We start from the raw sequence: 23,986 nt of genomic DNA, 5'->3' as shown, positions 1-23,986 counted from the left end.
AGTTCGGCCGGCTTGACGCGGGTCCGTGGAACATTGTGCGGGCAGCTTTGTCTGACGCACGTCGTTCTCCCAAAACCGCTACGCACTTTTGGGCGACTTGCATTGGCGATTATTCCGCCCGGCACCCTTGTTTCGCCGGAAACGATTTGCTACAGGCCCCGAGCCGGACCGTTCCGGCTCCTACCACGTGCGGTCGTGGCGGAATTGGTAGACGCGCAGCGTTGAGGTCGCTGTGGGGCAACCCGTGGAAGTTCGAGTCTTCTCGACCGCACCAAACTCTCCCCAAAGCCTATAGAATTTGGCGCCGGCAAGCGACTGTCGTCGCTGCTGCACGCAATTCTTGTGCGTTGAAATGAAAGTGGCGGCGGGCCATGAAGACCGCGCCGCCGCCGCAACTTCCAAGTTTGTCCGAAGCCGTCAGGCCAAACCGGTCAAGCCGCCTTCTTCGTGCGCGCCAGCGTATCGGCCACCACCTCGCCGAACGAGGCAGGCGTCGGCACGATGACGACGCCGGCTTCCTTCAGGATCTCGACCTTTTCCTGCGCTGACTCGCCGAAGGCGGAGATGATGGCGCCGGCGTGGCCCATGCGGCGGCCTTTCGGGGCGGAAAGGCCGGCGATGTAGGCGATGAGCGGCTTCCTCATATTGTCACGCGCCCAGATCGCGGCTTCGGCTTCCTGCGGGCCGCCGATCTCGCCGATCATCACCACGGCGTCGGTGTCGTCGTCGCGCTCGAAGAGCTGCAGGATGTCCTTGAAGGATGAGCCGTTGATCGGATCGCCGCCGATGCCGACGCTGGTCGACACGCCGATGCCCAGCGCTTTCATCTGCGAGGCGGCCTCGTAGCCCAGCGTGCCGGACCGACCGACGATGCCGACGCGTCCGGGCAGGTAGATGCTGCCCGGCATGATGCCCATCAGCGCCTGCCCGGGCGTGATGACGCCGGCGCAGTTCGGCCCGACCAGCCGCATGCGGTCCTCGAAGCGGTAGCGGCGCATGTAGCGCTTGACCTGCATCATGTCCTGCGAGGGGATGCCGTCGGTGATGCAGACGCAGAGCTTGATGCCGGCATCGGCCGCTTCCATGATCGAATCGGCGGCGAAGGGCGGCGGCACGAAGACGATGCTGGCCTCGGCGCGGGTCTCGCGCACGGCGCCCTTGACGGTGTTGAAGACGGGCAGGCCGAGATGCGTCTGGCCGCCCTTGCCGGGGGTGACGCCGCCGACCAGCTTGGTGCCGTAGCGCTTCATGTCGTCGGCATGGAAGCTGCCGATCTTGCCGGTGAAACCCTGGACGATGACGCGTGTGCTGCGGTTGAGCAGGATTGCCATTTGTCGACCTCCCTCAGGCTGCTTTTTTGTTCTTGGTGGCCGCGCGCCAGGCGGCGACGGCCTTTTCGGCGGCTTCCGCCAACGTGTCGGCGACGATCACCTTCTCGCCGGAATCGGCCAGGATCTTGCGGCCTTCCTCGACCTTGGTGCCGGAGAGCCGCACCACCAGCGGCACGTCGACGCCGACCTCGCGGATCGCCTTGATGACGCCTTCGGCCACCCAGTCGCAGCGGTTGATGCCGGCGAAGATGTTGACCAGGATGGTCTCGACATTCTTGTCGCCGAGCACGGCGCGGAAGGATTTCGCCACCCGCTCGGGCGAGGCGCCGCCACCGATATCGAGGAAGTTGGCCGGCTCGCCGCCGGCGATCTTGATCATGTCCATCGTCGCCATGGCCAGCCCTGCGCCGTTGATGATGCAGCCGATATTGCCTTCCAGGCCGACATAGGAAAGACCGCGGTCGCTGGCGAAGGTCTCGCGCGGGTCTTCCTGGCTCTTGTCGCGCAGCTCGGAGATTTCCGGCCGCCGGAACAGCGCGTTCTCGTCGAACGACATTTTCGCGTCGAGCGCGACGAGGCTGCCGTCGCGCGTCACCACCAGCGGATTGATCTCTAGCATCGAGGCATCGTAGTCGCGGAACACCTGGTAGCAGCCGAGGATGGTTTCGGTCGCCTTGCCGATCAGGTTGCTTTCAAGGCCGAGGCCGAAGGCGATCTCTCGCGCCTGGAAGCCCTGCATGCCGACGCCGGGATCGACCACGGCGCGGATGATGGAATCAGGCTGCTTTTCGGAGATGTCCTCGATCTCCATGCCGCCGGCGGCCGACGCCACGATCATGACGCGCTCTTCCTTGCGGTCGAGCACGAAGCCGAGATAGAGCTCCTGCGCGATATCGACGGCTTCCTCGAGATAAAGACGCGAGATCAGCTTGCCGCGCGGGCCGGTCTGGTTGGTCACCAACTTGCGCCCGAGCATGGCTTCGGCGGCGTTGGAGATCTCCTCGTCATTGGAGCAAAGCTTGATGCCTCCGGCCTTGCCGCGCGCGCCGGAGTGAACCTGCGCCTTCAGCACCCATTTCGAGCCGCCGATCTCCCTGGCACGGTAGGTCGCCTGCTCGGGGCTATAGGCAAGGCCGCCGCGCGGCACATGCACGCCGTGGCGGGCAAGCAGTTCCTTGGCCTGGTATTCGTGGATGTCCATTTTGTCCTCCCGGTAATTGTCAGTGCGTCGCCGCCTGGCTGGCGCGCTCGATCGCCTCGCTCACCACCAGCACGTTGCGCGCCATGCGCTCCGACGCCGCATCGATCATCTTGCCGTCGAGGGCAGCCGCGCCCTTGCCGAGCGCCTCTGCTTCCTTCAGCACTTCGATGATGCGGCGGGCACGCGTGACCTCCTTCTCCGGCGGCGAGAACACGTCGTTGGCCAAGGCGATCTGCGAAGGATGGATCGCCCATTTGCCTTCGATGCCGAGGGCGGCGGCGCGCCTTGCGGCTGCCTTGTAGCCTTCCGGATCGGAGAAATCGCCGAACGGTCCGTCGATGGCGCGCAGGCCATAGGCCCGGCAGGCGACCGTCATGCGCGACAGAGCGAAATGCCATTGGTCGCCGGGATAATCGGGGTTGAGGCCGCCGATGTTTACTGTGCGCGCCTTGTTGCTGGCGGCATAGTCGGCGACGCCGAAATGCATGGCTTCCAGGCGGCCGGGCGTGGCGGCGATCGCCTCGACATTGGCCATGCCCAGCGCCGTCTCGATCAGCGCTTCAAGGCCGACACGGGTCTTGAAACCCTTGGCCATCTCGATCTGGTTGACCATGGCCTCGACCATGTAGAGGTCGGCCGGCACGCCGACCTTCGGCACCAGGATAGTGTCCAGGCGGTCGCCGGCCTGTTCCATGACGTCGACCACGTCGCGGTACATGTAGTGGGTGTCGAGACCGTTGATGCGCACCGAGACGGTCTTGCCTTTGGCGCGCCAGTCGATGTCGTTGAGGGCCTGGATGATGTTCTTGCGGGCGCGCTCCTTGTCGGGCGGCGCGACCGCGTCCTCGATGTCGAGGAAGACGAAGTCGGCGGCGCTGTTCGCCGCCTTGTCGATCATCTCCGGGCTTGAACCCGGGACGGCCAGCTCACTGCGCTGAAGTCTCAGTTTCTTCAGGTGGTTGATGGTGTGGCTCATGGTGCGTTCCTCACGCCGCCTTGGCGACCGGCACGTCGGCCGTGCGGCGGAAATGCTCGATGGCCGCGGCCACTCCGGAACCCGGCGCTAGGCGCACGCCGCAGTCGAGCAGCGCCATTTCTGCCGCCGACAGCGAGGCGCAGACCATCACCTCGTTCAGCCAGCCAAGATGGCCGATGCGGAAGACCTTTCCGAACACCTTGTTGAGGCCGCCGCCCAGCGAGGTCTGGTAAGCCTGATAGGCGCGCTTGACCACGTCGCCGCTGTCAATGCCTTCCGGCACCAGGATTGCGCTGACCGTGTCGGAATGCCATTTCGGCGCCTTGGCGCAAAGCTTCAGGCCCCAGGCATCGACAGCCTTGCGCACCGCTTCGCCAAGACGATGATGGCGGGCGAAGATGTTGCCCAGCCCTTCCTCCTCAATCAGGTCGAGCGAGGCGCGCAGGCCGCGCAGCAGCTGGGTCGCGGGCGTGTAGGGGAAATAGCCGGCGTCGTTGGCGCGGATCATGTCCTCGAAGGAGAAGAAGCAGCGCCGGTGGGTCGACACCCGGGAGGCGGTGAGCGCCTTCTTGCTGACCGACAGGAAGCCGAGGCCGGCCGGCAGCATGAAGCCTTTCTGCGAGCCGCTGACCGCGCAGTCCACGCCCCATTCCTCCTGGCGAAAGTCGATCGAGCCGATCGAGGAGACGCCGTCGACGAAGAGGAGCGCCGGGTGGTCCGCCGCATCGAGCGCGGCGCGGCAGCCGGCGACGTCGCTGGTGACGCCGGTCGCTGTCTCGTTTTGGGTGCAGAAAACGGCCTTGATGCGGTGCGCCTTGTCCGCTTTCAGCCGCTCCGCGTAGATTTCGAGCGGAACGCCCGTTCCCCATTCGCAGTCGATGATTTCGACCTCGAAGCCGAGGCGCTCGGCCATGTCGACCCACAGATGCGAGAACTGGCCGAAGCGCGACATCAGCACCCGGTCGCCGGGGCTGAGCACATTGGTCATCGCCGCTTCCCAGGCGCCGGTGCCGGACGACGGGTAGATGAAGACACGGCCGGTTTCGTTCTTGAAGACCTTTTTGATGTCCTCGAACAGTGGCAGCGTCAGGTCCGGGAAGGAGGCGGCGCGCATATCCTCCATCGGCAGGTTCATGGCCTGCCGGACTTGTTCGGGAATGTTGGTGGGCCCCGGGATGAAAAGATGCGTGAACCCAGCCATGCGCGAACTCCTCCGGTCGTTTGGGATGGTGGAGGAAGTTTCGTCTTGGCGAGGCTCGCCAACAACACCTTGCCGGGTAAGTTGTTGGCCCTTGCGGGTGGGACCGTCCTACCCGATTGGCCTACCCGATTGGCGATTTGGAAGGGCGGCGTTTCTCGCTGGAATAGAGCGCGACGGCCATGGCGCGGTTGCGGACGTCCAGCTTGTCGTAGAGGTTCTTCAAATGATACTTCACCGTGTTCTCGGAAATCCCGGTCCGCGTCGCGATCTGCAGGTTGGTCCAGCCGTCGGAAAGCACCGCAAGCAACTCGCGCTCGCGCACGGTGAGCCGGGACAAAGGCGTGTCGTTGACCTTGTTGATGTCGATATAGGGAATGCAGATGCGGCCATGCGCGACAGCCAGGATCGTCTCGAAGATGATCAGCGGATCGTCGAACTGGAAGCAGTAGCCCTGCGCGCCGAGGCGCACGCATTGCTTCAGGATGCCGATGTCGTGGTCGTTGGAGAAGACCGTGATGCGCACGCCAAGCTGGCGGTTCTGAACTTCCGTGAGGACGTCGGCGCCATCCATGTCGGCGAGCTTCCAGCCGATGACGGCGACATCGAATTTCGTGGTGGCGGCCAGTTCCAGGAATTGCGCGCCGCTGTGCACGGCGCCGAGCAAATCGAAGCGGCCGTCGCGTTCCAGCATTTCACGGAGCGCCGAAACAACGAACGGATTGCGCTCGGCAACGACCACGCGAACGCGCCGCTCGGCACTTACATCGCTCGTCTTTGCGGACTTGATGTTCAAGGGCAGCGTTTGTCCTCGACCGGTTAGGGGATGCGCAGATCTTGCTGGACCATGCATCACGGCAATTCTGCCTCAATGGTGAAGGGGTGCTCTTTCCCCAGCGACATGCGCTGTCGCGTCGGCTGAAGCCATTGTCGCACCTGCGACGCGTAGTAGGTCAGCGACTCCGGAGGCTAGATCGCCGCGATATTTCCTCGGCTATTCCGGGCTCTAGCGTGACATCTTGCCAAGACGAATCGCATCGCCGCGCTATCTGCCGCACAGGTCTGGGATTTCTCCGAAAGCGGTTTCCGGATTTCGGGCGTATGCGCTGGGGCGCCACCGTTTGACCGAAACGGCCAACCGCTCCAGCTCCTTGTTTTGACGCAATTGCGGACGGAAAACCGTTTCACACTTTTCCTGGAATTGCTCTAGATCAGTTTTGACACCTTTCCGGATTCCTGACGACGGGAGGCGCTGGTGGAAGGCCACGACGAACAGATGACCGGCGCCAGGACCGCCGACGAGCACCACGCCGACATCTATGGCGAGGACGGCGTCGTTCTGTCGTCCTTCCTTGCCCGGATCGGCGCGGCGATCGCCGACCGCGACAGGATCGCGCTCAAGCGTGAGGTCGACGACCTGCACCAGTCGGAACTCGGCGACCTCATCGAGGCGCTGCATCCCGAACAGCGCCGCGCGCTGGTCGAGCTGCTCGGCTCCGATTTCGACTTCTCCGCGCTGACCGAAGTCGACGAAGCGATCCGCATGGACATCGTCGACAATCTGCCGAACGCGCAGATCGCGCAGGCGGTGCAGGAGCTCGATTCCGACGACGCCGTCTACATTCTGGAAGATCTCGATCAGGAGGACCAGGACGAGATCCTGTCGGCGCTGCCGTTTACCGAGCGAATCAGGCTCAGGCGCTCGCTCGACTATCCGGAAGAGACGGCCGGCCGGCGCATGCAGACCGAGTTCGTCGCCGTGCCGCCGTTCTGGACGATCGGCCAGACCATCGACTACATGCGCGAGGACAGGAACCTTCCCGACCGCTTCAGCCAGATATTCGTCATCGATCCGAGTTTCAAGCTGCTGGGCGCCATCGACCTCGACCAGATCCTGCGCGCCAGGCGCGCGGTCAAGGTCGAGGACGTGATGCATGAGACCCGCCACGCCATTCCGGCCACGATGGACCAGGAAGAGGCGGCGCGGGAGTTCGAGCAATACGATCTGCTGTCGGCCGCCGTGGTCGACGAGAACGAGCGGTTGGTCGGCGTGCTCACCATCGACGACGTGGTCGACGTCATCCAGGAGGAGGCGGAGGAGGACCTGCTGCGCATGGGCGGCGTCGGCGACGAAGAACTGTCCGACACGGTGCTCGCCACCTCGCGCTCGCGCGTGCCGTGGCTTCTGGTCAACCTTTTGACCGCCTTCCTTGCTGCTTCGGTCATCGGCCTTTTCGACCGTACGATCGAGCATATCGTGGCGCTGGCGGTGCTGATGCCGATCGTCGCCGGCATGGGCGGCAATGCCGGTTCGCAGACCATGACTGTCACCGTGCGGGCGTTGGCAACCAGGGATCTCGACATCTACAATGCCGCCCGCATCATCCGCCGCGAGGTGGGTGTGGGCTTCATCAACGGCATTGTCTTTGCGGTGCTTATCGGCATGGTCGCCGGCTTCTGGTTCCGCGACCCCAATCTGGGCGGCATCATCGGTGCAGCGATGATCATCAACATGTTCGCCGCGGCACTTGCCGGGATCCTTATCCCGTTGCTGCTCGACCGATTGCGGATCGACCCGGCGGTGGCGTCGGCGGTCTTCGTGACCACCGTCACCGATGTCGTTGGCTTCTTTGCCTTTCTCGGCTTGGCTACCTGGTGGTTTGGCGTTCCCTAAGAGAATGCTACAATTGACTTTTACGTAAATGCCGTGCGAGGCTGCCCTTGGGGTCACGTGCCGATTCCGGCGGGGATGGGTCTAATCGGAGGGAAGGGCGACGCTCCAAGCGGCGATGCCCGGGCTTGGGAGCGGGAATGCGGGAATATTACACGATCACCGAGCTGACACGCGAGTTCGACGTGTCAACGCGGACGTTGCGTTTTTACGAGGACGAAGGGCTGGTGCAGCCCGTGAGGCGCGGCCGAACGCGGCTGTTCCGCCCCTCCGACCGCCATCTCATTCGCCAGATCATGCGGGGAAAAAGGCTTGGCTTCTCGATCAACGAGATCCGCGAGATCATCCAGATGTACAAGGAGCCGCCCGGCGAGGTCGGCCAACTCAAGCTGATGATCAAGCGCATCGAGGAGAAGCGCGAGGACCTTCGCCAGAAGCGGCGCGACCTGGAAGAGACGCTGGCCGAGCTCGACCAGGCCGAAGAGTCTTGCGTGGAGCGGCTGGCTGAGCTGGGCGTCAACACCTAAGCGCTGACCGGCTCAAATCCAGCGCCGCACCCTTTTGGCATAGTCGCGATACTTCTTGCCGAACTTCGCCGCCAGGATCTTTTCTTCCTTCTCGATCGCCAGCTTTTGCGTCACGAAGGCGGCGAGGAAGGCGAAGAGCAGGAACCAGGCGATGCCGGTGATGAAGGCGACGCCGATCAACAGCAGCGTGTTGGCAAGATACATCGGGTTGCGCGTGATGCCGAAGGGGCCGGACGTCACCAGATGATCGGGCTCGGCATTCGGATCGAATGTCGTCTTCGCGCGCATCATGACGCGGATGGCCGTGATCCACAGCATGGCGACGCCGAACAGCGCCACCCAGCCGACGCCGAACAGGAGATCGCCGAAGATGTCGCCGATCCAGGGCAGCGGGTAGAGCATGCCGAGCACGACGCTGAGCGCGATCGCCACGACATAGATCACCGGCGGCCAGGGGATGATCCCGTGCCTGGGTTTTGCGATGCCTGTCATTGCTGCCCTCCCTCCATCTGATCCTCCGTCGCGGCGGTGCAGGTGCTCGCCAGATCGGCCAGATGCGATTTCCAGACGCTGGACTGGTCGTTGCTGTAGAGCTTGTCGAGAGACCCTTCGCCCTTCAGCATGTCCAGCATGCAGCCACAATAGCTGGAACAGAACTTGCTGTCCCGCTGCTGTTCGCACTGCGCCTGGCAAGCCGGCAGGAAGCCGGCTTCCTTGTCCTGCGGGACGGCGGGCATGACCTGCGACAACAGCCATACCGAGCCGAATAGCAACGGCTGGTGGATGAGGTAGAAGGCAAGGCTATGCCGGCCGATGAAGGTCAGCGGGTTCGACCAGCGGCCGGGCACCCATGCTCCCAGTCGGACGAGCAGGCCTGACGAGGAAGCGAGCTTAACCGCCGCGATACCCAGCAGAACAGCGCCGAACCAGGGGAAGAGCGGCACGTAGTCGTTGGAACGCGGGTTGGTGGCGGAAAGGCCAACCCACCACAGCGCCGGATGGTCGAAGAACTCCGAGCGCAGATAGTAAGGCGCGGCGATGACGGCGGCGGCAATGATTGCCGTCAGCAGCGCCGGCAGCCTGAGAAAGGCGAGGCCGAGCAGGCTGGCCAGCGCAATCTCATGCAGGATGCCGAAGAAGATGAAACCGTCCGGCGTAACCAACCAGGTGACGGCGGAAATGGCGATCGCCGCTGCGGCGACCATGGCAAAGCGCTTCCAGAATCCGGGCCAGCGGATCTGGCGGCCATGGGCGAGGAACAGGCTGACGCCGACCAGGAACAGGAAGGTCGAGGCAATGCAGCGCGCATAAAATTTCCACCAGCCGAAGGCGGTGAGGGCGGGCGCGGTGTAGCCGAAATTTTCGAGATCCCAGGTGAAATGGTAGCTCGCCATCGCAATCAGCGCGATACCGCGCAGGATGTCGATGGCCTGGATGCGGCGGTGCTTTGCGGTGTCCTGAACGGGTTCGCCGGTCGTTTGAAAGCTCATTGATCTCGCAATCCGATTCAGTCCTGCCGAACGACTATCACGGTTCACGCCGACGACAGAAGCAGGCGGCCATCAATGCGTTTCATGGCAGCCATGAAATTTCGCTTTAGGCCAGAGGTGGAAAGCCTTTGGCAGGCTTCGTTTTTCGGCCGCTCGGGGTCGGTTTCCTGCTACTGGCCGGCAGCTGGTCCGGCCAGATTTGACGGGTGATTCACGTTTCGGAGGGCCGATGTCCACCCATGTGCGCCATCCGATCTGGCTTCCGGCCTTGCGGCCGGCGGATGCGCGCACCTTCGCCTCGCTCTATGCGATGGAATCCTTCGCCCGCGCCACGATCTCCAGCGTGATCCCGATCCAGGCCTACGAGATCCTGCACAACGAGCGGATCGTCTCGATCCTCTACACCATCGTGTCGCTGATGGGCCTTTCGGTCACGCTGTTCATGCCGATGCTCATCCGCCGCTTCGCGCGACGCTGGGTCTACACGGCGGGCTGCCTGCTGCTGGCGATCGGCTCGGCCTTCTTCGTGACCCACACGCTGCCCGGGCAGATCGCAGGCATGCTTTGCCGCGTCATGGGGGCGAGCGCGCTGTCGATCACGCTCAACCTCTACATCATGGACCACATCCGCAAGACCGACTTCATGCAGGCGGAATCGCTGCGCATGGCCTGGTCGATGTTTGCCTGGACCGGCGGGCCGACGCTCGGCATCTTCCTCTACACTCATTTCGGCATCTATGCCGCGCATGGCGCGGTCGTGGTTTTTGCGTTCGCGCTGCTTTGCCTGTTCTGGTTCTACCGATTGACTGACAACCAATCGATCCGGCCCGGCAAGTCGCGCCCCGCCAATCCGCTTGCCAATATCGGCCGCTTCGTCGCGCAGCCGAGGCTGCGGCTTGCCTGGCTGATCGCCTTCGGCCGCTCCTGCTTCTGGACGACGTTCTTCGTCTACGGTCCGCTGTTCATGGTGATCACCGGCCAGGGTGAACTCGCCGGCGGATTGCTGGTTTCGGCCGGCAATGCGCTTTTGTTCGTGGCGATCTTCTGGGGCAGGGCGGGCAAGCGCTTCGGTGGGCGACGCGTCATGACCTTCGCTTACTTCGCCATGTCGGCAGCGTTGTTTGCAGCCGGCGGCGTCGGCGAGGCCGCTCCGTTGCTCACCGGCGCGCTGCTGCTCTGCGGCGCCTTGTTCACCATCGCGCTCGACGCGCTCGGCTCGACCGCCTTCATGCGATCGGTGCGCTCCTACGAGAAGGCGCAGATGGCGGCGGTCTACCGCACCTATCTCGATTTCTCCGAGCTGACGCCGCCGCTCGTCTATTCGGTGGTGCTCGCTTTCTTCGGCCTGGGATCAGTGTTCGTCACGCTCGGCATCCTGGCCGCTTTCTGCGGCTTCGTTACCTGGCGCTATATGCCGAAGTCATTTTGATTTGGGCTGGAACTCCGCGTGGCGTCCGCGCACCCAATCGTGAAAGCGGTGCAGGTCGTATTCTTCCGGCATCAGCACGCCGGCCTCGTGGCGCATCGAGCGCAGGCCCTTCTGGTTGATCTCGCAGATCGCCGCGTCTTCTTCGAGCACCTGCGTGCCGAAGGCGACGATGTTGTCGATATCGGTCTCAGCCAGCGCATCCGGCGCGAATAGCCACTCGGCGGTGAGCTCGGTCTGCTCGGGGCCGAGCGGGGTGAGCCGCACGGTGCGCATGTAGTCGACATGGCCGACGATGAACATCGAGGGCAGCGACGTGGCGTAGGTCTGGCCGGCGGCGCGCTCGGCCGGGGTCAAGCCGGAAAAGACCGGGCCGTGGACGTGGCCATCCTGCGACCAGGTTTCGGCGCCGGCGCGCAGGCGGCCGGAGAATTCCGGATCGTCGTTGTCGGCGTGGCGAGCCCATTCCGGATCGTCATGCCTTCCCATCAGGCCGCGGCCGTAGATCGGCACCAGTCGTGACAGGTCCTTGTGCACGCCCGGGCAATGCAGGCATTCGTTGAAGTTCTCCCAGAAAATCTTCCAGTTGCAGTTCATCACCTTGGTGAACCGGTGGCCGGTGACGAGGCTTTCCAGCGGCCAGTTGGAGAGATCGCCGGAGGCCCGATCGAAGGCGTTTTCCGCCTCGCCGCCGGGGTCCTCGGAGAGATTGATGAAGACGAGACCGCGCCAGACCGAGAGCGCCACGCGGTAGAGCGGATAATCCGCCTTGTCGAAACCCTCGGGCAGAGATTTCGACGGCACGCGCACGAGATCGCCGCGCAGCGAATAGGACCAGGCGTGGTAGGGGCAGGTCAGCAGCCTGGCCTTCAGCCGCCCGGCGCCTTCCTGGCAAAGCTGCGAGCCGCGATGCCGGCAGGTGTTGTGGAAGGCGCGCAGGCTGCCGGTCTCGTCGCGCAGAACGACGATCTCCTGCGAACCGATGCGCATCGTGCGATAGGCGAGGGGTCCGGCAAGATCGGCCTCTCGGCAGACCATTAGCCAGCTTCGGTACCAGATGGCGTCCAGGTCGCGCCGGTAGGCATCGGCCTCCCAATACGCCGTCGACGGCAACGTCGGCGTAAGCTTTGTCAGACCGTTGTAGGGGTCGCGTTCGCTTGGATTGGGCTGCATCGGCTTCTCCCTGGCTGCCGACAGCCGACACCCGGGTAAAGCTGTTGTCAATTGCCCGCTCCGCGCATTGTGGCGGCTACGCGAGGACCTTAAGGTCGGGCGCATGCTGCCAAGAACCATGTCGCTTACCGAGGAACTGGTCGCCCGCTGTTTTCGCGCGGTCGAGGATGCGGGACCGGACCCCGACGCGGCGCATCTGGATGACGGCGACTATGAGAGGATGCTCGATGCGTTCGAGGCGCAGCTTCCCGCGACAGAGCCGCTTTGGCTGTTCGGCTATGGCTCGCTGATCTGGAAGCCGGAGATCGAGCATGTCGAGGAACGGGTCGCCGTGGCGCGCGGCTGGCATCGCTCGTTCTGCATGAAGATGACGCGCTGGCGGGGCACCAAGGAGAGGCCCGGCCTGATGATGGCGCTGGATCGCGGCGGTCAGTGCAAGGGCGTCGCCTTCCGGCTGGCCGACGGCAATCGGAGGCAAGCGCTGGACAAGCTCTTCCGGCGCGAGGTGACATTGAAGCCGACGAGTTATTGGCCGCGCCTGTTGCAGCTTTCAACTGACAAAGGACCGCTGCGGGCGCTGGCCTTCGTCATCAACCGCCACGGCACCACCTATGCCGGTCCGCTTAGCGAGGACGAAGTGGTCGACAGGCTGGCGACATCCTGTGGCCATTGGGGCTCGGGCGCCGACTATCTCTACAACACGGTGAAGAACCTCGAGCAGCGCGGCATCCATGATGCGCATCTGTGGCGGTTGCAGCAGCTCGTCGCCGCCCGGATCGGCGCTTCGTAGCGCCCGCAAGCCATGCCGCAATCGCGCCGTGCGGTGGCGGAATTTGGTTTGCCGGTGATTGTACTTCTGCCTAAAGTCGCGACCCGTCGGCCTCGTGGCGACGACAAGATTCCTCCGTGGACAAGAGCAGGGAATGACCGGCGCGACAGCCGCGAGCGGCAACAAGGCATCCGATCGGAAACTGACCTTCATCCTGGGCGGCGCGCGCTCGGGCAAGAGCACGCATGCCGAGACCCTGACGACTGCCCTCCCATCGCCTTGGGCCTATATCGCGACGGCGCAGGCCTATGACGACGAGATGCGCGAGCGTATTGTGCTGCACCGGTCGCGGCGGGGCGAAGGCTGGGTGACCATTGATGCGCCGCTCGACCTGGTCGGCGCGATTGCGGCTTTGCCGGACCACCAGCCGGTGCTGATCGACTGCCTGACGCTGTGGCTCACCAACCAGATGCTGGCCGAACATGATGTCGAGGCCGAATGCCGGCGGCTGATGGATGTGCTGTTGCAGCCGCGCGGGCCTTGGTTCGTGGTATCGAACGAGGTCGGTCTCGGCATCGTGCCCGATAATGCGCTGGCGCGCCGTTTCCGCGACGCAGCGGGACGGCTCAACCAGCAGGTCGCGGCGATAGCCGACAGCGTTCTGATGATGGTGGCGGGGCTGCCGCTCAAGGTGAAATGACATGGCTGAAATCGAGGAAAAAGACGCCGAGCGCCATCGCGCCAAGATGGCGAAACGCAAGGCGGTGCAGGATGCCGAAGTGGCTGGCAAGACGATCGAAAAAGGGCTGCTGATCGTCAACACCGGGCCGGGCAAGGGCAAGACCACAGCCGCCTTCGGCCTGGCGCTGAGGATGCTGGGCTACGGCAAGCGTGTCGGCGTCGTGCAGTTCATCAAGGGTAAGTGGCATACCGGTGAAAAGGAGGCTTTCGCCGCTTTCGGCGACCGCGTCGTCTGGCATGCGATGGGCGAGGGGTTCACCTGGGAGACCCAGGACCTCAAGCGCGACATCGCCGCCGCCGAAGCCGCCTGGGCCAAGGCGCTGGAGCTGATGGCCGATCCGTCGATCAGCCTGGTGGTGCTCGATGAGCTCAACATCGCGCTGCGCTACGATTATCTCGATCTGGAGAAAGTGGTCGCGGCGCTCAAGGCGCGCCGGGACGACCTGCATGTGATCGTCACCGGCCGCAACGCCAAGCCGCTGCTCGTCGAGGCCGCCGACCTCGTCACCGAAATGGGGCTGACCAAGCACCATTTCTCGGCTGGGGTAAAAGCACAGCAAGGGATCGAATTCTGAACCGCCTTAGCCGATGATCATAACGGTCAGGTAGATCACGATCGCCGAGAGGACCGCGAACAGGGCGAGCAGCAGCCAGTCGGCGACGCGGTAGAGTTTCAGCGCCTGGCGAATGTCGGTGCTTTCGGCCTCGCGGCGGCCGCCTTCGCCCATGAAGGCGTCCTCGACGACCTCGCCGCCATAGCTGCGCGGTCCGGCGAGCGAAAGCCCCAGCGCGCCGGCCATCGCGGCTTCCGGCCAGCCGGCATTGGGCGAGCGGTGTTTCTTCGCGTCGCGCCGCATGACTTGCCAGGCGCTGCCCGGATCGGCGCCCGGGACAACAAAGGCCGCCAGGACGATGAGCAGGCCGGTCAGCCGCGACGCGGGCAGGTTGATCAGATCGTCGAAACGCGCAGCCGCCCGGCCGAAAGCCTCATATTGCGGCGTGCGGTGGCCGATCATCGAATCGGCGGTGTTGGCGGCCTTGTAGGCCGCACCTCCGCCCAAGCCGCCGATACCGGTCCAGAAGGCGGGCGCGACGATGCCGTCGGAGAAATTCTCGGCCAGGCTTTCGATCGCGGCACGGGCGACGCCCGCCTTGTCGAGCCTTTCCGGATCGCGGCCGACGATGCGCGAAACGGCGATGCGGCCGAGCGTAAGACCGCCGGTCTCCAGCGCGTCGGCGACGTGCTCGACATGTTCGGCCAAGCTCTTTTGCGACAGCAGCGTGGAGCCCAGGATGGCGGCGATGACCAAGCCGGATGGAAAGATCAGCCAGAGCATGACATGCAGCGCCAGGCCGATGACGCCGGGTACCAGCAAAATAACGAACAGCGCCTGGACGCCGCGGCGGCGACGCAATTCGTCGGAATCGGTAGCGCGGTTGAGCCGGCGATCGAGAAAGGATATCAGCCTGCCGATCCAGGTTACCGGATGGCCAATGGCATTGAACAGCCAGTCCGGATAACCGAGGGCACGTTCAACGGCGAGTGACAGGAAAGCGATCAGGACAGACATGAAGCTTCTAAGCGGAGCGATTGCGGCGGTTGATCATGGCGGCAGCCTTGGCCGGGCAAGCGCGCTTTTTCCTCATGCGCCACAACCTTTCGTGGATCTCTCGACAGGTATCAATCCGCACTCCTATCCGCTTTTCGACCTGCCCGCCACCGCCCTGTCACGATTGCCGGAGGCGGGACAACTGCGAGAATTGGCCGAAATTGCGGCCAAAGCCTATGGCGCGCGGTCGGCGGCGCACGTGGCGGCGGCGCCCGGCACGCAGATCCTGCTGCCGCGCGTCGCTTCGCTGGTGCAGCCCGGCAGGGCGCTGGTGCTCGGCCCGACCTATGCCGAACACGCCCGGGCTGCTGCCATTGCCGGCCATGCCGTTGCGGAAGTGAGCGATTTCGACGCGCTGGCCGATGCCGACCTTGCGGTGCTGGTCAATCCCAATAATCCGGACGGGCGGGTGATCGAAAAGGCTCACCTGCTCGACCTCGCCGCTCGGCTTCGCGCCAAGGACGGGCTGCTTGTCGTCGACGAGGCTTTCATGGATGTCGGCCCGGTCGAGCAAAGCCTGGCTGGTGACGTCGGGGAGGGCGGCATCGTCGTGCTGCGCTCGTTCGGCAAGTTCTTCGGCCTCGCCGGTGTGAGGCTCGGTTTCGCGCTGGCGGATCCGCTGACCGCCGAGCGGCTGGATGCGCAGTTGGGTCCCTGGGCCGTGGCCGGCCCGGCGCTCGAATATGGCATCCGCGCCCTGGCCGATACGAAATGGCAAGCCGCCATGCGGCAACGCCTGGCACAGGAGACCGGGCGGCTTGACGCGCTGCTTGGCCAATTCGATGTTCCGGTCGCCGGCGGCACCAGCCTGTTCCGCTATTTGCCGTTTCCCGGGGCCCCAGGCCTGTTTTCGGCGCTTGGCTCGAGCGGCGTGTTGGTCCGCCATTTCGCCGAGCGGCCGCAGGTCTTGCGCATCGGTCTGCCGGGCAGCGAGGCCGAATGGCAGCGCCTTGAAGGCGCTCTTGCCGCTTGGGCTGCGCGGCGCGAGGATGTGCCGAAGGAGTTCGGACGATGATCCATGTCTGTTCGCTGTCGAAGGTCGACGAAACCGTGGCAAGGACCGGTGCTCAGCGGTTGCTTTCGCTGCTTGCCGCCGGCACCGAAGTGATCCGTCCGGCCTCGATCCCGGCGGAAAACCATCTGCACCTCGTCATGCACGACATTGCCGTGGCGCAGGAGGGCATGACCATGCCGGGCGAGGACCATGTCCGCGCCCTGCTCGATTTCGCGTATCGCTGGGACCGCGTGAAGCCGCTGGTGGTGCATTGCTATGCCGGTGTCAGCCGCTCTACCGCGTCGGCCTACATCATCGCGGCGGCGCTGGCGCCGAAGCGCGACGAGATGGAACTTGCCCGGACGCTGCGCTTTCTCTCGCCGACGGCTACGCCCAACCCCCGGCTGATCGCCGTCGCCGACATGCTGCTTCAGCGCGATGGCCGCATGATCGCGGCGATCGAAGCGATCGGGCGCGGTGCCGACGCTTTTGAAGGCACGCCTTTCGAGCTCGATATCGCAGGGTAGCGAGGGGCTACGACAGCCATTCCGCAAGCTTCGCCTTACGCACATCCTTGATCAGGCTGATAAAACCGTCGGCCTGCATTTCCGCCGTCAGGCGGCCTTTCTCGGCCGTGGCGATCGAGGCGTCGCCGACCACGCCGTTCGGGTTGAGGTCGCTGGCGATCCAGGCGAAGGCGTGCGTGCCGGTGTGGCGCAGCAGGGTGAATTCCTTTTCGGCGCGGCCGACATTCGAGACGAAATTGTCGGCCTTGCTCATGTCGACGAGGTCGGGCCGGAAGTGCAGCATCAGCGAGGTCTCGACATCGCCGCCATGGATGCCATGACGGTCCTCGAGCTCGGTATACATGCCCGCCGGGCGGCCGAAGCGTTGCCAGCTCGTCTTCACCGACAGCATTTTTGCGCGTACGCGCAATTCGCGCGAAATGATGCCCATGATCTCTTCATTGCCGCCGTGCGAATTGATGACGATCAGTTTCCTGACCCCGGCCCGGGCGACCGACAGGCCGAGTTCCGTCCAGGCGTCGACCAGAGTGGTGGCGGGCAGAGTGAGCGTTCCCGGCGCATGCAGGTGCTCGTTCGACTTGCCGATCGCCTGCACGGGCAGGATGCGGATGTCGAGGTCGTCGGGCAGGCGCGCGATCACCGTCTCCAGCATGCCGACCATGATCGAGGTGTCGGTCGAGACCGGCAGATGCGGGCCATGCTGCTCAATCGCGGCCACCGGCAAAACGGCGATGGTCGCTTCGGCATCGATCGAGGCGTATTCCGTCGTCCGGTAGTCGCCCCACCATACACGTCTTGTCGTCACTTCATTCTCCCAGTGGTCTGCTACGCTGCAAGGGCGGTCTAGTGTGCTTGGCGGCTGCGAGCAACCGTCAGCCTGCCGCCAGCACCTCGACCTCGACCTTGAATTCCGGGCGGGCGAAGCCGGATACGATCATCAGCGTCGAGGCCGGCGCCGGATCGGAAAACAGGCGGTTGCGAACGTCCATATAGGCCTGCAAGTGTGCGCGGTCGCTGACGAAGGCGTTGATGCGCACGATATCGTTCAAGGTCAGTCCGGCTTCGCCGAGAATCGCTGAAATGTTCTTGAAGCACAGCTCCGTCTGCGCGCCGGGGTCTTCCGGCACGGTATCATCCGGACCGATGCCCAACTGGCCAGAGCACAGGATTATGCGCCTTCCCGCTGGAATTTCGACGCCGTGGCTGTAGCGGGCGAAGGGCGGTTTGATCGACTTGGGCGTCAGATATTTGAGCATTGCATTCTCCTGTCCGCCGGCAGACTAAGGCCCGATTCATGAAACCTTCAAGATGCGGTGCATGCCGCCAGGGCGATTATGGACAGGCGTCCAAAAAATAGGCACGATGCCTTGCGTACAGCATGACCCTTCCGGTCTTGGCAATGACTGCCGCGCAAGCAGGCGGCCCAGGCGGTGGCATATGTCTTGCTTCTTGAATCAATGGTGTCGAGTCCAGCGCTTTGTGCGCCTGGGCCAAGAGAGGGTGATGTTTATGGTCGGAAAAGAAAAGATCCTGGCGGGCGCCGTCGTCCTGCTGGCGGCTGGCACGCTTGGCGCGGCCGCGAACGAGAAAGTGACGTTCGGCACCAACTGGCTGGCCGAGCCAGAGCATGGCGGCTACTACCAGGCGATCGCGGACGGCACCTATGCCGCGTGCGGCCTCGATGTCACCATCTTGCAGGGCGGCCCGCAGGTCAGCGGCCGGCCGATGCTGCTTGCCGGCAAGATCGATTTCTACATGGGCGGAAACCTGCTTTCGGCCTTCGATGCCGTGCAGCAGGGCATTCCGATGCGTGTCGTCGCGTCCGACTTCCAGAAGGACCCGCAGGTCATCATGTCCCAGCCAGGGCAGGGGCTGGACAAGTGGGAGGACCTGAAGAACGCCGATCAGTACATCATGGGCGACGAAGGTGCGCAGACCTTCTTCCAGTGGATGGTCACCGATCTCGGCTTCGATGCCGCCAAGCGCGTGCCCTACACCTTCAACCCGGCCCCCTTCATCGCCAACAAGAAGTCGATCCAGCAGGGCTATGTGACATCCGAGCCCTTCGCGGTGCAGAAGCAAGGCGGCTTCACGCCCAACCAGTTCCTGCTCGCCGACTATGGCTGGGATACTTACGCGACGACCGTGGAGGTCATGCAGGACACGATCGACAAGCGGCCGGAGGTGGTGCAGTGCTTTGTCGATGGTTCGGCCAAGGGCTGGTACAATTATCTCTACGGCGACAACAAGGCGGCCAACGAGATGATCAAGAAGGACAATCCGGACATGACGGATGAGCAGATCGCCTTCTCGATCGAGCAGTTGAAGAAATTCGGCATTGTCGATTCCGGCGATTCGGAAAAACTCGGTATCGGCGCCATGACCGATGCGCGCATCCAGAGCTTCTACGACAAGATGGTCAAGGCCAAGGTCGCGCAACCCGGCATCGACATCAAGAAGGCCTACACTCTGGCCTTCATTAACAAGGGTGTCGGGCTGGAGCTGAAGAAGTAAGGCGGCCTGCCTGACATGATCCAGGAGAAGGTGGCGAAGACGCGGGCGGCATCGGGCGAGGCCCCGATGCTGCTTTCGTTGCGCAATGTCGGCAAGGTCTTTTCCAACGGCGTGACGGCGCTGAGCCAGGTCGACCTGGCGATCCGCGAAGGCGATTTCCTCAGCCTGCTCGGTCCGTCCGGCTGCGGCAAGTCGACGGCGCTCCGCTTGATCGCCGGCCTGTCGACACCGACCTCCGGCCAGCTCGACTGGCGCGGCTCGATCGACCGCTCGAACATCGGCTTCGTCTTCCAGGAGCCGACGCTGCTGCCCTGGGCCAGCGTCTTCGACAATGTCTGGCTGCCGCTCAGGCTGAAAGGCGTGTCCCGCGCCAAAGCCGGACCCGCGGTGATGGAAATGCTGTCGCGCGTCCATCTCACCGGCTTCGAGAACGCGGTGCCGCGCGAGCTTTCCGGCGGAATGAAGATGCGCGTCTCGATCGCGCGGGCCATGGTGACCAAGCCGCGCATCCTTCTGATGGACGAGCCGTTCGCCGCGCTCGATGAAATCACCCGCTTCAAGCTCAACAACGACCTGCTGGAGCTTTGGCAGGACGAACGCTTCACCGTCGTCTTCGTCACCCACAGCGTCTTCGAGAGTGTGTTCCTGTCCAGCCGCGTCGTCGTCATGGCCGCGCGTCCGGGCCGGGTCTTCGGCGAACTTCGCGTCGCTGCGCCTTATCCGCGCGACGAAGCGTTCCGGACCTCGCCCGACTATGCCGCGCTCTGCCGGCAGGCCTCGGACGTGCTGGTCAATGCCATCAACTCAACCGCCGGATCGCATCATGACGGCCATTGAAGACACCGCGCTGAAGCTCGATCCGGAAGAGGCGCGCCGCGTACGCCAGGAGCGACTGGAGCGGATCGGCAAATGGGTGCTGCCGCTGGCGATCATGGTGCTGGCGATCTGGCTGTGGGACCGCATCTGCGTGTGGAACGAGATCCCGCAATATATCCTGCCGCGGCCGGGCGTGGTGCTGCAGACGCTGCACAATGATGCCGGCCTGTTGTTCTCTTCGCTGCTGGTGACGCTCAGGATCACCTTCCTCAGCCTGCTGCTCGCCGTCATCGGCGGCGTCGGACTGGCGGTGCTGTTCGCCCAGTCGAAATGGGTGGAGATGTCGTTCTTCCCCTTCGCCATCGTGCTGCAGGTAACGCCGATTGTCGCCATCTTTCCGCTGATCAACATCTATGTGAACAACCAGACGGTCAAACTGCTGCTCTGCGCCTGGATCGTCGCCTTCTTCCCGATCCTCTCCAACACCACGCTCGGTCTGAATTCGGTCGACCGTAATCTGCGCGACCTGTTCAAGCTCAACGGCGCAACCCGATGGCAGCAATTGCGCTACCTGCGGCTGCCTGCGGCGATGCCCTATTTCCTCGGCGGGCTGAAGATCGCCGGCGGCCTGTCACTGATCGGCGCGGTGGTCGCCGAATTCGTCGCCGGCGCGCAGGGACAGTCGTCCGGGCTCGCCTCGCGCATCATCGAGGCCGGCTACCGGCTCAACGCGCCACGCCTGTTCGCGGCGCTGATCCTGATCTCGCTCACCGGCATCCTGATCTTCCTGGTGCTGTCGCTGGTGTCGCATCTCATCCTGCGCCGCTGGCACGAAAGCGCGCTGAAGCAGGAGCGGTAGGGTGTGTGACGTGATCGAGAACGGTAAGGGGCTGCTTGGGCCAGAGACACGGCGAACAGCCGTGCGGAGACATCGCGAACAGTTTTGCATCGGCGCATTTTTCGGCGACCGTAACGGCATGGATCCTCGAGTCTGCGCGTCCGCTTCGCTCCCGCTCCGCCCGTGGATGACGAAGGACAGGAAGGCATATGCAAATCGCCAATGCTGGAGGTTGGTAGGAACGCGGGTATCTGCGACGCCTGTGATTGGTGGCGGCATCCTTTCTCTTCGTCATCCTAGGGCGGAGCGGGAGCGAAGCGGACGCGCAGACCCTAGGATCCATGCCGTTCCCTTCGAGCTTAGCGGCGGTGCAGAACTGTTTGCGATGTCCCCGCACGCCTGTTCGAGGCGTCTCCGATCCAAACGACCCGTTGAGGGAACGGTGTTGCATAGGACAGAAGGGGACGCGGCTTGATACCGGCCTCTGGCTCATACCATTTAATCAACGCCCGCCTTCACCGGTCGTTGACGCCCGGTCTTACCGCGGCTTTCGATTCTGACGGCTTCGCACTGGCTGATATGGCCGTTGCGGACGGCAAGATCGGTAGCATCATCGGCCATGGCAAATCGAAGGCACAAGCCGATGCAATCGACCTTGCCGGCCGCATCGTGATGCCGTGCTTTGTCGACTGCCACACCCATATCGACAAGGGCCATATCTGGCCGCGAAAGCCCAACCCCGACGGCACCTTCATGGGCGCGCTCAACGCCACCGGCGCCGACCGCACCGCGCGCTGGAGCGCGGAGGACGTCGCGCGGCGCATGGATTTCTCGCTGCGCTCGGCCTACGCGCACGGAACCAGGGCCGTGCGCACGCATCTCGACAGCGTGCCGCCGCAGGAGGAGATCTCCTGGCCGGTGTTCGAGACGATGCGGGAGAGATGGCGCGGGCGCATCGACCTGCAGGCGGCCTGCCTGCTCGGCATCGAAGGCGTGCGCGACAAGGCCTGGTTCGAACGGCTGGCGAAGCGCGTCGCCGCGGCCAAGGGCGTGCTCGGCGTCGTCACCTATATGGTGCCCGATCTCGAGGAACTGCTCGACCAGGTTTTCGCGCAAGCGATCAAGCACGGGCTCGACCTCGATTTCCATGCCGACGAGACCGACGATGTCGCGGCAATCTCCTTGAAAAAGATCGCCGAGGCTTCGCTGTGGAACGGTTTTGAAGGCAACATCCTGGTCGGCCATTGCTGCTCGCTGGCGCGTCAGCCGGACCTTGAGGTGTTCGACACGCTGGACAAGGTGGCGAAGGCGGGACTGGCCGTCGTGTCGCTGCCGATGTGCAACCTCTATCTGCAGGACCGGCGCAACAACGGCACGACGCCGCGCTGGCGCGGCGTGACGCTGGTTCACGAGATGAAGGCGCGCGGCATCAAAGTGGCAGTTGCTTCCGACAACACACGCGACCCGTTCTACGCCTATGGCGATCTCGACATGCTGGAAGTCTACCGCATGGCGACGCGCATCCTGCATTTCGACCACCCGGTCGGCGATTGGCCCAAAGCTGTGGCGGCGACGCCGGCCGAGGTGATGCGGCTCGATGGCGCCGGCACGTTGGCCATCGGCGGCAGCGCCGATTTCATCGTCTTCAAGGGCCGCAGTTGGACCGAATTGCTGTCGCGGCCCGAATCGGATCGCATCGTGGTGCGCGACGGCAGGGCCATCGAACGCCAATTGCCCGACTATGCCGAACTCGACGAATTGATGGTGTGACGATGGATATTGGAGCGCTGAAGCGCGATCTCGACGGGATCAAGGTCGACGACCATCCGGCCATCGTCCAGCAGAAGAGCCGCGACTTCTATTGGTACAGCCCGGTGCTGAAGGCGCAGCTCGACCATGTCAAAGGCGATCTCATTGTCACGCCGAAAAACGAGGATGAGGTGATCCGCGTGCTTGCCGCGTGCCACAAGCACGGCGTTCCGGTGACGCCGCGCGGCAGCGGCACCGGCAATTACGGGCAGGCCATGCCGCTGTCGGGCGGCGTGGTCCTCAACCTCGCCGAGATGAACGAGGTCAAGACGATCGCGCCCGGACGTGTGGTGACCGGGCCGGGCGCGGTGCTGGCCGACGTCGACAAGGCGACGCGGGCGCATTCCGGTCAGGAACTGCGCATGTCGCCATCCACCTACAACACGGCCTCGATCGGCGGCTTCGTCGCCGGCGGCTCCGGCGGCGTCGGGTCGATCCGCTGGGGCGGATTGCGCGACCTCGGCAACGTCATCCGGCTCAGGACTGTGACCATGGAGGCCGAGCCGCGCGTCATGGACCTCACCGGCGAGGACGTGCTCAAGGTCATGCATGCCTACGGCACCAACGGTATCATCACCGAGGTCGAGATGCCGCTGACGGCCAGCTATGATTGGATCGACGTCATCGTCGGCTTCGACGATTTCATGGACGCTGCTCGCTTCGGCAACGACCTCGCCGTGCAGGACGGCATACTGGCTAAGCTGATCACGCCGATCGCAGCGCCTATTCCTTACGACTATTTCAAGCGGCACCAGAAGTTCTTCCGGCGCGAGCAGAGCATCGTGGTGTGCATGATCGCGCCGCATGCCATGGGCGCCTTCGAGGCCTTCGTCCACAGCAGTCGGGGCGAGATCGTCTTCCGGGCCGATCAGGAAGCCGATCTCAAAGGCCTGCCGCCGGCCTACGAACTGACATGGAACCATACGACGCTGCGCGCCATCAGGGTCGATCCGACGATCACCTATCTGCAGACGCGCTATCCGTCACCGGATCATCTTGCCCATGTCAGGGCGATGGTGGATCGGTTTGGCGATGAGGTGCCGGCCCATCTCGAATTCATCCGCTTCGACGGCGCGATCGGCGCCGCAGGCCTGCCGCTGGTGCGCTACACCACCGAAGAGCGGCTTAACGAGATCATCCGCATCCACGAGGATAATGGCTGCTGGATCTTCAACCCGCACCGCTACACGCTGGAAGAGGGCGGCATGAAGCAGACCGACGCGGTGCAGCTTGCCTTCAAGCGCGAGACCGATCCGCAAGGGCTGCTCAATCCCGGCAAGATGATCGCCTGGGAAAATCCTGACTACGACTATCGCTCCGGCCGGACGTTCCTGTTCAAGGGGCTGCAAAAGGCGGGGTGAGTCGATGACGAGCG

24 protein-coding genes and 1 tRNA gene are annotated in these 23,986 nt (G+C 63.9%); 14 read left to right on the top strand and 11 right to left on the bottom strand.

Annotated elements, in window-relative coordinates; all coding sequences use genetic code 11:
• Positions 1-189: 189 nt before the first annotated feature.
• Positions 190-274 (top strand) — tRNA-Leu (locus AC0L2L_RS08105).
• A 157-nt stretch (positions 275-431) separates the two neighbouring features.
• Here the strand turns inward: AC0L2L_RS08105 and sucD are convergent.
• The 5 genes from sucD to AC0L2L_RS08080 all read right to left on the bottom strand — a co-directional run bounded on the left by sucD (position 432) and on the right by AC0L2L_RS08080 (position 5,502).
• On the bottom strand, positions 432-1,331 hold the full coding sequence (sucD, locus tag AC0L2L_RS08100) for a succinate--CoA ligase subunit alpha (RefSeq protein ID WP_095764879.1): 900 nt from the start codon (positions 1,329-1,331) through the stop codon (positions 432-434).
• 13 nt (positions 1,332-1,344) lie between these two features.
• Complete coding sequence (locus tag AC0L2L_RS08095; protein WP_473577380.1) at positions 1,345-2,532, bottom strand: malate--CoA ligase subunit beta; 1,188 nt, start codon at positions 2,530-2,532, stop codon at positions 1,345-1,347.
• A 19-nt stretch (positions 2,533-2,551) separates the two neighbouring features.
• Positions 2,552-3,508, bottom strand: coding sequence for an HpcH/HpaI aldolase/citrate lyase family protein (locus tag AC0L2L_RS08090; RefSeq protein WP_473577378.1), 957 nt, complete (start codon positions 3,506-3,508; stop codon positions 2,552-2,554).
• Between the two features lie 10 nt (positions 3,509-3,518).
• Entirely contained in the window at positions 3,519-4,709 is a 1,191-nt protein-coding gene (locus tag AC0L2L_RS08085) for an aminotransferase class V-fold PLP-dependent enzyme (RefSeq protein ID WP_473577376.1), read from the bottom strand.
• Between the two features lie 121 nt (positions 4,710-4,830).
• Complete coding sequence (locus AC0L2L_RS08080) at positions 4,831-5,502, bottom strand: LuxR C-terminal-related transcriptional regulator (RefSeq protein WP_473577374.1); 672 nt, start codon at positions 5,500-5,502, stop codon at positions 4,831-4,833.
• 480 nt (positions 5,503-5,982) lie between these two features.
• Here AC0L2L_RS08080 and mgtE point away from each other — a divergent pair, with 480 nt between their 5' ends.
• Both mgtE and AC0L2L_RS08070 read left to right on the top strand, forming a co-directional pair.
• Entirely contained in the window at positions 5,983-7,380 is a 1,398-nt protein-coding gene (gene mgtE / locus AC0L2L_RS08075) for a magnesium transporter (protein WP_473577534.1), read from the top strand.
• A 137-nt stretch (positions 7,381-7,517) separates the two neighbouring features.
• The gene (locus AC0L2L_RS08070; protein WP_027168973.1) at positions 7,518-7,904 is read left to right on the top strand and encodes a MerR family transcriptional regulator; all 387 of its coding nucleotides are present in this window, start codon (positions 7,518-7,520) and stop codon (positions 7,902-7,904) included.
• A gap of 12 nt (positions 7,905-7,916) precedes the next feature.
• Here AC0L2L_RS08070 and AC0L2L_RS08065 read toward each other — a convergent pair whose 3' ends face one another.
• Entirely contained in the window at positions 7,917-8,396 is a 480-nt protein-coding gene (locus AC0L2L_RS08065; RefSeq protein WP_473577372.1) for a methyltransferase family protein, read from the bottom strand.
• On the bottom strand, positions 8,393-9,394 hold the full coding sequence (locus AC0L2L_RS08060) for a heparan-alpha-glucosaminide N-acetyltransferase (RefSeq protein ID WP_473577370.1): 1,002 nt from the start codon (positions 9,392-9,394) through the stop codon (positions 8,393-8,395). Before AC0L2L_RS08060 ends, AC0L2L_RS08065 begins: the two co-directional genes overlap by 4 nt.
• A 229-nt stretch (positions 9,395-9,623) precedes the next feature.
• On the opposite strand from AC0L2L_RS08060, the gene AC0L2L_RS08055 reads away from it, so the two are divergent.
• The gene (locus AC0L2L_RS08055) at positions 9,624-10,823 is read left to right on the top strand and encodes an MFS transporter (protein ID WP_473577368.1); all 1,200 of its coding nucleotides are present in this window, start codon (positions 9,624-9,626) and stop codon (positions 10,821-10,823) included.
• Here the strand turns inward: AC0L2L_RS08055 and AC0L2L_RS08050 are convergent.
• Positions 10,815-11,993, bottom strand: a complete 1,179-nt coding sequence (locus AC0L2L_RS08050) for an aromatic ring-hydroxylating oxygenase subunit alpha (protein ID WP_473577367.1) — start codon at positions 11,991-11,993, stop codon at positions 10,815-10,817. The two genes, AC0L2L_RS08055 and AC0L2L_RS08050, sit on opposite strands and share 9 nt — an antisense overlap.
• Positions 11,994-12,096: 103 nt before the next feature.
• Between AC0L2L_RS08050 and AC0L2L_RS08045 the strand changes: the two genes are divergently transcribed.
• From AC0L2L_RS08045 to cobO, 3 genes are all read left to right on the top strand, one after another.
• Positions 12,097-12,783 carry a gamma-glutamylcyclotransferase gene (locus AC0L2L_RS08045; protein WP_473577365.1) on the top strand — a complete coding sequence of 229 codons (687 nt, stop codon included), beginning with the start codon at positions 12,097-12,099 and terminating at the stop codon, positions 12,781-12,783.
• Between the two features lie 133 nt (positions 12,784-12,916).
• Positions 12,917-13,462 (top strand): bifunctional adenosylcobinamide kinase/adenosylcobinamide-phosphate guanylyltransferase, encoded by a 546-nt coding sequence (gene cobU / locus AC0L2L_RS08040; RefSeq protein WP_473577363.1) that lies wholly within the window; start codon positions 12,917-12,919, stop codon positions 13,460-13,462.
• A 1-nt stretch (position 13,463) separates the two neighbouring features.
• Positions 13,464-14,078: a cob(I)yrinic acid a,c-diamide adenosyltransferase gene (gene cobO, locus AC0L2L_RS08035; RefSeq protein WP_473577361.1), complete on the top strand. Its 615-nt coding sequence runs from the start codon at positions 13,464-13,466 to the stop codon at positions 14,076-14,078.
• 6 nt (positions 14,079-14,084) lie between these two features.
• Here cobO and cbiB read toward each other — a convergent pair whose 3' ends face one another.
• A complete protein-coding gene (cbiB, locus tag AC0L2L_RS08030) occupies positions 14,085-15,074 on the bottom strand; it encodes an adenosylcobinamide-phosphate synthase CbiB (protein ID WP_473577359.1) in 990 nt (329 codons plus the stop codon).
• Here cbiB and cobD point away from each other — a divergent pair.
• Positions 15,073-16,128, top strand: coding sequence for a threonine-phosphate decarboxylase CobD (gene cobD, locus AC0L2L_RS08025; RefSeq protein ID WP_473577358.1), 1,056 nt, complete (start codon positions 15,073-15,075; stop codon positions 16,126-16,128). The genes cbiB and cobD overlap by 2 nt on opposite strands.
• Positions 16,125-16,634, top strand: coding sequence for a tyrosine phosphatase family protein (locus tag AC0L2L_RS08020; RefSeq protein ID WP_473577357.1), 510 nt, complete (start codon positions 16,125-16,127; stop codon positions 16,632-16,634). Before cobD ends, AC0L2L_RS08020 begins: the two co-directional genes overlap by 4 nt.
• Before the next feature lie 7 nt (positions 16,635-16,641).
• On the opposite strand, the gene AC0L2L_RS08015 is transcribed toward AC0L2L_RS08020, so the two are convergent.
• Together AC0L2L_RS08015 and AC0L2L_RS08010 are read right to left on the bottom strand one after the other, a co-directional pair.
• Positions 16,642-17,439 (bottom strand): creatininase family protein, encoded by a 798-nt coding sequence (locus tag AC0L2L_RS08015; protein WP_473577355.1) that lies wholly within the window; start codon positions 17,437-17,439, stop codon positions 16,642-16,644.
• A gap of 67 nt (positions 17,440-17,506) precedes the next feature.
• Entirely contained in the window at positions 17,507-17,890 is a 384-nt protein-coding gene (locus tag AC0L2L_RS08010; protein WP_473577354.1) for a RidA family protein, read from the bottom strand.
• Positions 17,891-18,143: 253 nt separating this feature from the next.
• Between AC0L2L_RS08010 and AC0L2L_RS08005 the strand changes: the two genes are divergently transcribed.
• The 5 genes from AC0L2L_RS08005 (at position 18,144) to AC0L2L_RS07985 (ending at position 23,972) form a co-directional block, all read left to right on the top strand.
• The gene (locus AC0L2L_RS08005; RefSeq protein ID WP_473577353.1) at positions 18,144-19,148 is read left to right on the top strand and encodes an ABC transporter substrate-binding protein; all 1,005 of its coding nucleotides are present in this window, start codon (positions 18,144-18,146) and stop codon (positions 19,146-19,148) included.
• Between the two features lie 15 nt (positions 19,149-19,163).
• Complete coding sequence (locus AC0L2L_RS08000; RefSeq protein ID WP_473577351.1) at positions 19,164-19,985, top strand: ABC transporter ATP-binding protein; 822 nt, start codon at positions 19,164-19,166, stop codon at positions 19,983-19,985.
• The gene (locus AC0L2L_RS07995) at positions 19,972-20,823 is read left to right on the top strand and encodes an ABC transporter permease (RefSeq protein ID WP_473577349.1); all 852 of its coding nucleotides are present in this window, start codon (positions 19,972-19,974) and stop codon (positions 20,821-20,823) included. Before AC0L2L_RS08000 ends, AC0L2L_RS07995 begins: the two co-directional genes overlap by 14 nt.
• Before the next feature lie 450 nt (positions 20,824-21,273).
• Positions 21,274-22,572, top strand: a complete 1,299-nt coding sequence (locus AC0L2L_RS07990) for a cytosine deaminase (RefSeq protein WP_473577348.1) — start codon at positions 21,274-21,276, stop codon at positions 22,570-22,572.
• Between the two features lie 2 nt (positions 22,573-22,574).
• The gene (locus AC0L2L_RS07985) at positions 22,575-23,972 is read left to right on the top strand and encodes an FAD-binding oxidoreductase (RefSeq protein ID WP_473577346.1); all 1,398 of its coding nucleotides are present in this window, start codon (positions 22,575-22,577) and stop codon (positions 23,970-23,972) included.
• Positions 23,973-23,986: the final 14 nt, after the last annotated feature.

The sequence above is a fragment of the Mesorhizobium sp. WSM4832 genome (assembly GCF_055811115.1).
The sequence above is the reverse complement of the archived record's forward strand: the minus strand, read 5'-3'. Positions and strand labels throughout refer to the sequence as shown.